Annotated in this window: 7 protein-coding genes; 4 read left to right on the forward strand and 3 right to left on the reverse strand. The window is 73.5% G+C overall.

Annotated elements, in window-relative coordinates; genetic code table 11:
* Window positions 1-24 precede the first annotated feature (24 nt).
* The 4 genes from Q5530_RS00180 (at window position 25) to Q5530_RS00195 (ending at window position 3,601) form a co-directional block, all read left to right on the forward strand.
* The gene (locus tag Q5530_RS00180; protein ID WP_415359836.1) at window positions 25-867 is read left to right on the forward strand and encodes a YhjD/YihY/BrkB family envelope integrity protein; all 843 of its coding nucleotides are present in this window, start codon (window positions 25-27) and stop codon (window positions 865-867) included.
* Between the two features lie 66 nt (window positions 868-933).
* The gene (locus Q5530_RS00185; protein ID WP_415359838.1) at window positions 934-1,356 is read left to right on the forward strand and encodes an Hsp20/alpha crystallin family protein; all 423 of its coding nucleotides are present in this window, start codon (window positions 934-936) and stop codon (window positions 1,354-1,356) included.
* Between the two features lie 320 nt (window positions 1,357-1,676).
* Window positions 1,677-2,972 (forward strand): sensor histidine kinase, encoded by a 1,296-nt coding sequence (locus tag Q5530_RS00190; protein WP_415359839.1) that lies wholly within the window; start codon window positions 1,677-1,679, stop codon window positions 2,970-2,972.
* Complete coding sequence (locus Q5530_RS00195) at window positions 2,936-3,601, forward strand: response regulator (RefSeq protein WP_380643577.1); 666 nt, start codon at window positions 2,936-2,938, stop codon at window positions 3,599-3,601. The genes Q5530_RS00190 and Q5530_RS00195 overlap by 37 nt, the downstream gene beginning before the upstream one ends.
* 183 nt (window positions 3,602-3,784) lie before the next feature.
* Here the strand turns inward: Q5530_RS00195 and Q5530_RS00200 are convergent, their stop codons facing one another.
* The 3 genes from Q5530_RS00200 to Q5530_RS00210 form a co-directional block, all read right to left on the reverse strand.
* The gene (locus Q5530_RS00200) at window positions 3,785-6,352 is read right to left on the reverse strand and encodes an FtsX-like permease family protein (protein WP_415359840.1); all 2,568 of its coding nucleotides are present in this window, start codon (window positions 6,350-6,352) and stop codon (window positions 3,785-3,787) included.
* Complete coding sequence (locus tag Q5530_RS00205; RefSeq protein ID WP_415360440.1) at window positions 6,352-7,197, reverse strand: ABC transporter ATP-binding protein; 846 nt, start codon at window positions 7,195-7,197, stop codon at window positions 6,352-6,354. The genes Q5530_RS00200 and Q5530_RS00205 overlap by 1 nt, the downstream gene beginning before the upstream one ends.
* Before the next feature lie 405 nt (window positions 7,198-7,602).
* Window positions 7,603-10,578: an AAA family ATPase gene (locus Q5530_RS00210; protein WP_415359841.1), complete on the reverse strand. Its 2,976-nt coding sequence runs from the start codon at window positions 10,576-10,578 to the stop codon at window positions 7,603-7,605.
* Between the last annotated feature and the right edge of the window lie 352 nt (window positions 10,579-10,930).

Consider the following 10,930-nt stretch of genomic DNA (forward strand, 5'->3'; position numbering starts at 1 on the left):
AACCCGCCGGGTACGTATGCGGCCATGGGACTCACCCGCGCGACGCTCCGCCACGCGCTGACCGCGCTGCGCGGGCGCGACCTGGCGCTCTGGGCGGCCGGCATCACCTTCTTCGCCGCGCTGGCCGTCGTCCCCGTGCTGCTGCTGGCGCTGCGCGGGGCGGCCGAGCTGTTCGGCGCGGACCTCGTGCTCGACGGGACGCGCCTGCTCGCCGGCGCGCTGCCCGAGGCCCAGCGCCCCGGCCCGGCGCTGGAGCAGCTCGCGACCGCCGCCCTGGACGCCTCCTGGTGGGCGCTGGCCTCCGCCCTGCTGCCCGCCAGCCTGTACGGGGAGGGGCTGCGCCGGGGCCTGGCGCAGCTGGCGGGCGAACCGGCCGGTGCGAAGACCGGCTGGTCGGGGCGGCTGGGGTTCCTTCCGGTCATCGCGGTCTCACCGCTGCTGATCGCGGCGCCCCTGGCGGTGGCGCCGCACGTGGCGCCGCAGTACCGGGCGGGTGGCTGGTCGGCGGTGTGGGGCGTGGTGGTGTCCTTCCACGTCGACTGGATCGCGCTGTCGGTGGCGATCTGCCTGGTGTTCCTGGCCACCGGCCCGTCCGCGCTGACGCGGGCGCAGGCGGTGGTCGGCGGGTTCGTCGCGGGAGCCGTGCTCACCGGTTTCCTGCACGGCTTCCTGCTGTTCCTGGCCATCCCGGTGGACTGGGCGTTCCCGTTCGCCGGGCTGCGGGTGGTGGGCGCGGTGGCGGCGCTGGGGCTGTGGACGTACCTGCTGCACGTGATCCTGCTGCTGGGCTACCGGGTGCTGCTGAGCTTCCGCGCGTGTGAACGAGAACACACCCGGGTCGCACAGCTCGCGGAACAACAAAGTTGAGTCCCTCGTTGTCAAGTACAGGAGGCGGCGGGGACCGCCGGGAGCAGAGATCAGGAGGCGAGCGCCGTGGGCATGCGCACGGACCCGTTCCGGCAGTTGGAGCGGCTGACCCAGCAGGTGTTCGGCGACGAGGGCACGCCGTCGCGTTCCTCGGCCGTGCCGATGGACGCCTACCGCAGGGGTGACGAGTTCTTCGTGCAGTTCGACCTGCCGGGCGTCTCCCCCGACTCGATCGACCTCAGCGTGGAGCGCAACGTGCTCACCGTCCGGGCCGAGCGCGCCGCCGAGACGGGCGAGGAGCGCCGGTGGCAGGTCGCCGAGCGGCCGCGGGGCGTGTTCTCGCGCCGGGTGTTCCTGGGCGACGCCCTGGACAGCGACCGGATCGAGGCGGACTACGAGGCGGGGGTGCTGACCCTCCGCATCCCGGTGGCCGAGAAGGCGCAGCCGCGCCGGATCGCGGTCGGCCGGCGCGAGCGGGTCGACGCCTGATCCCCACCCCCGACGGCCCGGTCGCGAGCACGCGGCCGGGCCGTCGACGTGTGTGCGGCGTGCACGCGGCCGGGCTGTTGACACGCGCGTGTCCGGCCGTTGACGCGCACGCGACCCGGCCGCCGACACGTGTGCGGCCGAGTCGCCGACGAGCGCCCGGCCCGACCGCCGACGCGCGTGTCCGAGCCGCCTACCTGCGTATGTCCGGTTCAGGGGTACCCCCTGAACCGGACATGTCACCCCTTCAGGGGGTGACACCCCCGGTGATCTCTAGTCTCATGGGGGTGTCCCCTATCCCCACCAGGGTGGAACACGGCCGGATGAGCACCGCGATCAGCGACCACCTGGGCCGTGCCCTGCGGGCGACGTGGCAGGGCCTGCTGCTGATCGGCCTCGCCGCGCTGTCGCTGGTCTCGTTCATCCTCACCGTCGTCTCGATGGCCTTCTCCGTGCTGGGCCTCGGCCTGGTGCTGGTGCCGGCCGCGATCGGCGTGCTGCGCTGGACCGCGAACCAGGGCCGCAGGCTGGCCGGCGCGGCGGGCGTCGAGACCGCGGAGCCCTACCTGCCCACCCCCCGGCCGACGAGCGGGCTCGCCGGGCTCGCCCAGCGCGTGCAGTGGGTGCTCGTCGAGGCGGCCACGTGGCGCGACCTGCTGTGGGCGTTGACGAACTCGCTGGTCGGGTTCCTCGCGGGCCTGCTGCCGGCGACCATGCTGGGCTACGCCGTCCAGGGCGTGGTGGTGCCGCCCGTGCTGTGGGTGGCCGACCCGGGTGGTGACGTCGTGGCCTTCTGGAACGGCCTCATCCCCCTGGACGAACGGGGCACCACCGCCGCGCTGTCCGTGTTCGTCGGCCTGCTGGTGGGCACGCTGTGGTCGTGGTCCGCGCCGCACCTGGTGCACGGGCAGGCGGTGTTCACCCGCTCCCTGCTGGCGCCGACGAAGCGCTCGCGCCTGGCGGACCGGGTCAAGCAGCTCGCCGACTCGCGCTCCGCGATCATCGACATCCAGGAGGCCGAACTGCGCCGCATCGAGCGCGACCTCCACGACGGCGCGCAGGCCCGGCTGGTGGCGATCGGCATGAAGCTCGGCGCGGCGGACCGGTACCTGGAGTCCGATGTGCACAGTGCCCGCACGCTGCTCACCGAGGCGCGCGAGGCGTCGGTGAAGGCGTTGGACGAACTGCGGAACCTGGTCCGCGGCATCCACCCGCCCGTGCTCGCCGAACGCGGCCTGGGCGCGGCGATCGAGGCGCTGGCGTTCGAGAGCCCGCTCGACGTGGAGCTGACCGTGGACCTGCCGCGCCGGCTCTACCCGCCGCTGGAGTCGGCCGCCTACTTCGCGGTGACGGAGCTGCTGACCAACGCGGCCAAGCACGCCGACCCCCGCCGGGTCGAGATCACCGCGACGCTGACCGAGGACCTGCTGCGCATCACCGTCGCCGACGACGGCCGCGGCGGCGCGGACCTCGACCACGGCACCGGGTTGCGGGGCATCGCCCGCAGGTGCGAGACGTTCGACGGTACGCTGGCCGTTCGCAGTCCAGTCGGGGGACCGACTGCCATCACCCTGGAGCTGCCGTGCGCGTCGTCCTCGCCGAGGACCTCTACCTCCTGAGACAAGGTCTGGTCCAGCTGCTGGAGTCACACGGGTTCGAGATCGTGGCCGCCGTGGACAACGGGCCGCAACTGCTCTCCGTGCTGCTCTCCGAGCGCCCGGACGTGGCCGTGGTGGACGTGCGGCTGCCGCCGACGTTCACCGACGAGGGCATCCAGGCGGCGCTGGAGGCGCGGCGCCAGGTCAAGGGCCTGCCGATCCTGGTGCTGTCCCAGCACGTGGAGAGCCTCTACGCCCGCGAGCTGCTGGCCGACGGCGCGGGCGGCATCGGCTACCTGCTCAAGGACCGGGTGTTCAACAGCGACCAGTTCATCGACGCGGTGCGCCGCGTCGCGGACGGCGGCACCTCGATGGACCCGCAGGTGATCTCCCGGCTGCTGGCGGGCAACGCGCGGCGCGAGCCGCTGGCGACGCTGACCCAGCGGGAGCGCGAGGTCCTGTCGCTCATGGCGGAGGGCTGCTCCAACGCCGCGGTCGCCCAGCGCCTGGTGATCAGCCAGGGCGCGGTCGCGAAGTACACCACGAACATCTTCACCAAGCTGGACATCCTCCAGTCCGACGACCACAACCGGCGGGTGCTGGCGGTCCTGGCGTACCTGAACGCCCCGTCGGGCCGCGCCACCGGCTGAAAAGGAAATCCCGGGCGGCCGGGTGGGCCCCCGAAGAAATCACGCCGCAAGAAATCACGCCGCAAGAAATCACGCCGCCGCCGGGGGGGACCCGGCGGCGGCGCGCCCTCTTTCGAGGGGGGTGGGTCCCGGAGCCAGGGGGGAGGAGGCTCCGGGACCCGATAGGGGGTGGTTCGGGGGGTATCAGTCGGCCGCCCGAGCGGCCTCGGCCGAGGGCACCGCCAGGATCTTGCGGGCCGGCAGCAACGTCGCCGCCAGGGTCAGCGCGAACGCGCCCACCACGACCGCCAGGAAGATCCACACGGGTCCCGCCGGCAGTGGTCGGTCCAGCACCACGATGCTGAAGGGCATCAACGTGGCCACCGAGGCGACGGTGCCGAGCACGATGCCGATCGCCGCGACCACCGACGCCTCCAGCGCGAGCATCTGCATCACCTGGCGCGGCGTGGTCCCGATCAACCGCTGCACGCCCAGCTCGCGCTTGCGCGACGCGGTCGCCATCACCAGCGTGTTCGCCACCGAGATCAGGGTGTACCCGGTGATCAGACCGACCAGCAGGTAGTTCACCCAGGTCTGCGTCTCCGTGCCCTTGGCGAAGGTGATGATGGCCGAGCTGTCGCCGACGACCGCGCCGGGCACCCCGGCCATCCGCTCGCCCACCGCCGCCATCAGCGCCTCCGGCGAGGTGCCGGGCGCGGCCTTGACCAGGATCTGCTGCGCCAGCCCGGTGGTGGTGTGCTCGGCCAGCAGGCCGGCGGAGACCATGATCGTCTCGTAGCCCTCCTTGGCCTCGTACAGCGCCACGACCGTCACCTCGGCCGGCTCGCGGTCGCCCAGGCGCAGCGTCACCTTGTCGCCGACGCCCACGCCCATGTCGGTGGCCTGCGCCACCGGCAGCCCGGCGGTCGCACCGGTCAGGTCGGCCAGGTCGCCCTGGACCGGGGTGATGCCGGTGATCTGCGCCGCGCTCCCGCCGTCCACGCCCTGCATCGGCCACGGGCTCGACACGTGCGAACCGTCGTAGGGCTTGTCGATCCAGCCCGCGCTGGTCACGTACCGGGTGGCGGCTTCCACGCCCGGGACCGACCGCACCTGCTCCACGACGTCGGGCGCCAGGCCGCCGGTGGCCGAGGACACCACCGCGTCGGCCCGCAGGTCCTCGGCGAACCAGCGGGTCGCCGCCGCCTCCTGCGTGGTCGAGAGGTAGAAGTTCGACAGCGCGATGCCGACCGCGAGCATGATCGGCGTGACCGCCGCGGCCATCCGCACCGAGCGCAGCCGCACGTTGTTGTTGGCCAGGTACCCGACCACACCGCCGGCGGCGCGCACCGGCGCGGCGAACACGCGGCCGATCACCTTGGTCAGGCCGGGGCTGATCAGCGCCAGCCCGATCGCCCACGCCATCACCGCCGGGCCCGCCGTGGCCGAGGCCACCGGGCCGGCCATGAACGCGCCGGTGACGATGAACAGGCCGATGCCGATGAGGAAGAAGAACACCGCGAACAGCACGCGCGGGAAGGTGACCCACTTGCGCTGCACCGACGCCTCGGCCATCGCCTCGACCGGGTTCACCTTGGCCGCGCGGGAGCTGGTGATGCGGGCGGCCAGCAGCGCGCTCAGCAGCGCCACCGCCGGACCGATCAGGTAGGCGAGGAAGCCCTGGTGGTACTCCACGACCGGCGAGATGACCCCGGCCTCGGAGATGATCTCGAACATCAGCGGCCCGATCACGATGCCGGGCAGGCAGCCCAGCACCGCGGCGCCGATCGCGACGAAGAACGCCTCGCCGACGATCATCCGGCGCACCTGCCGCGGCGTGGCGCCCAGGGCGCGCAGCGACGCGATCTCCTTGAGGCGCTGCTGGATCGACAGGCCCAGCGTGCTGGAGACGACGAACATCGCGATGAACACCGCCATGCCGCCGAACACCGCGGCGAGCGGGATGAGCTGCGCCCGGCCGCCGACGGCCTCCGGGTGCTCCGCGAGACCGCGGTCGTCCCCGATCAGCGCCAGGTAGGGCTGCCCGGCGAACCGGTCCTCCAGGGACTCCTGGAAGGCTTCGGCGTCCACGCCGGGGCGCAGGAACAGGCCGAAGGCGCTGACCTGGTCGCCGTGCCGGCCGAGGTCGCCGATCGCCGAGTCGGCGAAGAACAGCAGCGACTGCGGGTCGCGCTCCGCCGGCGACACGACACCCGTGACGCGGAAGGAGTCCGTCTCGCCCCGGGTCACCACGTCGACCTGGTCGCCCACGCCGACGCCGGCCAGGCTCGCGGTGGCCGCGTCCAGCACCACGTCGCGGTTCCCGGTCGGCTCGTTGCCCTCGACCAGGCTGAACGGCCCGAGCTGGGCCGATTCCCAGGCGTGGCCCAGGGACTGCGCCCCGGCCTGCACCGGGCGGCCGTCCCGCACGACCGTCGCGGCCACGATGGTCTCGGCGACCACGCGCTCGACGCCGTCGATCGAGGCCAGCTCGTCGGCCATCGCCGGGTCGAGCCACTGGCGCTCGGCGAGCGCCACGGTCTTCATGTCCTTGGTGTCGTTCGGGTCTTCCTTGGGCACCAGGTACGCCTGCTGCCCGCTGACCACGACGGGCGCCGCGGCGAGCCGCTGCGGCGGCACGGCGACCCGGATGCCGGTCTCCATGAGGCCGGCGCACGCGATCACCAGGCCCGAGCCGAGGAACACGGCGATGAACGTCGCGATGAACCCGGCCTTGCGGTACCGCAGGGTGCGGAGGGCGAGCTGCCACATCAGTAGTTGCCCCCTCGACCCCGTCGGTCCGTGCCCTGCTGGCTGAGGCTGAACGACCGCTGCGGGCGCTCGACCATCGCGGTCAGGTGCGTCATCCGCTCGGCGACGGCCTCGGCGGTCGGGTGCTGGAGCTGCCCGATGATCTGGCCGTCGATGAGGAAGATGACGCTGTCCGCGTGCGAGGCCGCCACCGGGTCGTGCGTCACCATCACGATGGTCTGGCCGCTGACCAGGACCGACTCGCGCATGAGGTCCAGGACCTCCAGCGCGGTGCGGGTGTCGAGGGCGCCGGTCGGCTCGTCCGCGAACACCACGGCGGGCTCCGAGACCAGGGCGCGGGCGATCGCCACGCGCTGCTGCTGGCCACCGGACAGCTCACCGGGCAGGTGCGTGCGGCGCTGCTCCAGGCCGACGCGGCGGATGACGTCCGCGACGCGGTTGCGGTCGATCTTGCGACCGGCCAGCTTCATCGGCAGCGTGACGTTCTGCTCGACGGTGAGGGCGGGCAGCAGGTTGAAGCTCTGGAAGATGAAGCCGACGCGCTCGCGGCGCAGCTCGGTCAGCTGGACCTCGTTCATGCCGGTGAGGTCGACGCCGTCGAGGATCACCGCGCCGGTCGTCGGCTGGTCGAGGCCGGCCGAGCACTGGAGGAACGTGCTCTTGCCCGAGCCCGAGGGACCCATGACCGCGGTGAAGCTGCCGTAGTCCAGCGCGATGTCGACTCCGCGCAGCGCCTCCACCGCGCTGTCACCCTTGCCGTAGGTCTTGCGGACCGAGTCCAAGCGCACGGCCGCGGGGGTGCTGCCACTCCCGCCGTGCTGGTCCCTCCGCCTACCGCCAAACATCGCCACTCACCCGCATTCCTGTTGGTACTGCTCTTCGTGCCTTGCCGCTAACGCTATGGGGAACGCCGTGCGCGTTCCATGGACCTAGGAGCACATCTGGGGTGGGTCTGGGCCCACCCTGGGGGTGGGTCGGGGTGCGGACCCCTGCGCGTCCTGGTTCCGGCGCGGGTTTCGGGAGCCCGCGGGCTTGGGAACTGCCGGTGGTGGCTGCCGGCCGGTGGTGGCTGGTGGCGACCGGCCACCGGCCACCGGCCCTCCGACGCGGTGGCCCGTGGCCGGTGGGCCGGCTCCCCGCCGGGCCGGCAGCCCGCGAGCCCGGCGGCTCACCACCCCCACGCACCGAGCCGCACCGACCCCCGGACACGGGTCCGGAGCTCGGTGCGGCTCGGTGTGGTGCGGAACCGGTCAGCGCCGGACGCCTCCCCCCGAGGGGGAACGGGCGCCCTGGCGCGGATCCCGCGCCGTGCGCTGCACCGGCGTGTGCCCCGAGGTGTGCCCCGGTGCCGCCTGCGGCCCCGTGACCGACGGCGCCTCCGCCGCCCACATGTCCAGCGCCCCCATCGGCAGCCCGGTCGGCAGGTCCGTGCGCCGCCGCACCTTCAGCTTCCGGTAGACCCTGGTCAGGTGCTGCTCCACCGTGCTCACCGTGATGTAGAGCTTGCGGCTGATCTCCCGGTTCGTGTGCCCCAGCGCGGCCAGCGCCGCGACCCGCCGCTCGGCGGTGCTCAGCGTGGCGAGGTCGTCGGGCTCGTGCGCGGTGCCCCCGCTCTCGACCTCGGCCCCCGCCTCCTCCTCGCCGTCGGCCTCGTCCAGGACCAGGCCGCGCGGCAGGAACTGGCGGCACAGCGCCTCGGCCTGGCACCCCTCGGCCATCCGCAGCGCCCGCTTGGCCACCACCTTGGCCGCGCCGAACTCGCCCAGCGCGTGGTGGGTGCTGCTGAGCAGGGCCAGCGCGACGGACAGCTCCACCTGGTCGCCGCAACCCTGGAACAGCGCCGCCGCCTCGCGCAGCATCGGCAGCCGCTGCTTGAGCTCGATGGACGAGGACAGCACCCGCAGCGACACGCCGCGCACCCTCGGGACGTCCGCCGTCGGCCGCTCCAGCTGCGCCAGCACCAGCTCGCCGGCGCGGTCGATCCGGTTCAGCCGCAGGTACGCCTGCGCCAGGTCCGAGCGCCACGGCAGCAGCGCGGGCAGGTCGAGGTCCCAGTGCACGGCCACCTCGCCGCACGCCTCGAAGTCCGCCAGCGCGGCGTGCGGCCGGCCGGCGGCCAGGTGCGCCTGACCGCGAGCCCGCAGGTACACGGCCCAGTGCCAGGTGTTCTGCGCGGCCACCGGGATGCTGCGCTTGAGCTGCGCCTCGGCCTCGTCGTGCTTGCCCGCCGCCGAGGTGGCCAGCACCAGCGCCGCGAGCGGCGAGGCGATGGCCGGGCCCCAGTTGTGCGAGGACAGCGCGGTGAGCGCGAGGCGGGCCTGGCGCTCGGCGGTGACCAGGTCGCCCTCCAGCAGCGCGAGGTGCGCCCGCACGTCGGCCAGCACCGCCTTCCACGTGGCGGCCCCGGTGCCGACGTCCGCGCGCAGCGTGTCGCACCAGTGCTTGGCGCGGCCCACCTCGCCGCAGACCGCCAGCGTGAACAGCGCGTACGCGGCGGCCTCGGGGGCGCTGTCGGGCGCCCAGCAGTTGCGCAGCAGGCGTTCCGCCGCGGCGACCAGGTCCTCCTGGTGGTCGCGGGCGAGCGCCGGTCGCCGGTCGCCGGTGCCGCTGGGCACGGCGGCGGCCACGGCCGGGTGCAGCCAGCGCACCCAGTCCCGCAGCGCCCGGTGCTCGGTGGCGGTCGGCGAGTGGGGGCTCTCCGCGGCGGCCTCCTCCAGCCGCCGCAGGGTGTCCCTGGCCTCGGTGGTCCGGCCGAACCACAGCTGGTAGCGCAGCAGGGCCCTGGTCTCGCGCACGCCGAGCAGCCCGCGCTCGGAGGCGTCCCGCAGCTCCGGCAGGTGCCGGGAGACCACCGACGGGGTGGTCCGCCACTGCACGGTGGCCAGCGCGGCGGCGAGCGCGGCGCGGCCGGCCGCGTCGTCCTCGGCGCAGGTGGCGCGGGCCAGCTTGAGGAACTCCACCGCCCGCTCCGGCCGGTGCTCGGCCAGCGCGGTGTCGGCCGCGTCGCGCAGCACGCCCACCGCCCACGGCGCGGTCGCCGCGCCCGCGGCGGCCAGGTGCGCGGCGATGTCCGCGCTGGGCAGGCCCTCGGCGTAGAGCAGGCTCGCCGCGCGCTGGTGCGAGGCCGCGAGGCCGTCGGCGCCCACGTCGCCCAGCACCGCCGCCCGCACGGCCGGGTGGCGGAACCGGCCGTCGTCGAGCAGTCCGGTGTGGTTGAGCGCGGTCAGCACCTCGACCACCGAGGTGGTCTTGCGGCCCAGCAGGCGGCCGAGCAGCTCGGGCGTGGCGTTCTCGCCCAGCACGGCCACCGCGCGGACCACGTCGAGCATCCCGGGCTCCCAGCGGTGCAGGCAGGCCAGCACGGCCTGGCCGAACGCCTCGCCGGTGGTGACCCCGTCCGGGTGGTCCTCCTCGGTGAGGACGGCCGTGCGGTGGTCCTGCACCAGGGCCTTGACGAGCAGCGGGTTGCCGCCGGTCATGGCGTGGTAGGCGGGCGCCAGCGCGGTGGCGGTGCGCTGGTCCAGCTCCTCCGCGAGAATCCGCGCCACGCCCCGCGGCGACAGCGGCGCCACGCGCACCGGGGTGAACCACGGCACCCGGGTCAGCTCCGCCCGGAACAGGGCGTTGACGTGCCGGGAGTGGTCGGACTCGGTGAGCACGAGCATGATCCTCGTGCCGCTGAGCCGGCGCTGGAGGTAGAGCAGGGCTTGCAGCGTGCAGGCGTCGGCGTACTCGACGTCGTCCGCCACGAGCACCACGGGCCGCGTCCTGGCCACCTCGAACAGCACCTCGCACGCCTCTCGGATGGCGTGCGGCTGCCGCCGCGCGGTCTGGCCCTGGATCCCCTGGCCGTGGGTGGCCTGCCCCGGGGCCACCTGGTCCGACGCGGTCCGGCCCAGCACGTCCTGGCCCGCCTGGTGCTCCGGGCCGCAGCCCAGGCGCTCGGCGTCGAGCAGCCGCCCCAGCCGCTCGGTGGTCTCCGCGGGCAGGCCCGCGGCGAACTGCGCCAGCACGCCGCCGCTGACCCCGCGCTCCGCCCGCGAGCAGGTCGCCGTCAGCAGGAGCGCCCCGCCGCCCGAGACGCGCTCCCCGAAGGCGCGCACGAGCGCCGTCTTCCCGCTGGCGCCGGGTCCGCCCACGTGCACCACGTGGCCGTTGCCCTCCGCGCCGGCGGTGAATATTGCGTCTAATTGGTCGAGCAGGTGCTCGCGTTCGACGAGACTCAAAGTTGACTCCCCCAGTTCAGCTGTTGCGCGTCCCTACTGACACAACGCTGTGCAGTCAAATGGTGACTGGATGGGACCCTAACCCCAGGTATACAAACGTACAAGACGAATGTGTACCACAAATAGGCGCAAAAAATGAAAGTTCATCACGTTTGCCCGAGCGGGCATTTAACCGGTCAGTAGATACTGGGCCGTGCGGACGGACCGGGCGCTTTTTGGCCCGACACGTTCCCTTCCGGACACTTCCTGGCAACAAGAGCGCCACGGAGCGACGGGGATACCCCGGGACGACGACGCCGCCCCGGTCAACCGTCAACTTCGGTTTTCCGGGGCGGCGCAGGTTTCGGGCGGA

Source organism: Saccharothrix sp. BKS2 (genome assembly GCF_047689505.1).
Taxonomy (GTDB): domain Bacteria; phylum Actinomycetota; class Actinomycetes; order Mycobacteriales; family Pseudonocardiaceae; genus Actinosynnema; species Actinosynnema lopnurensis.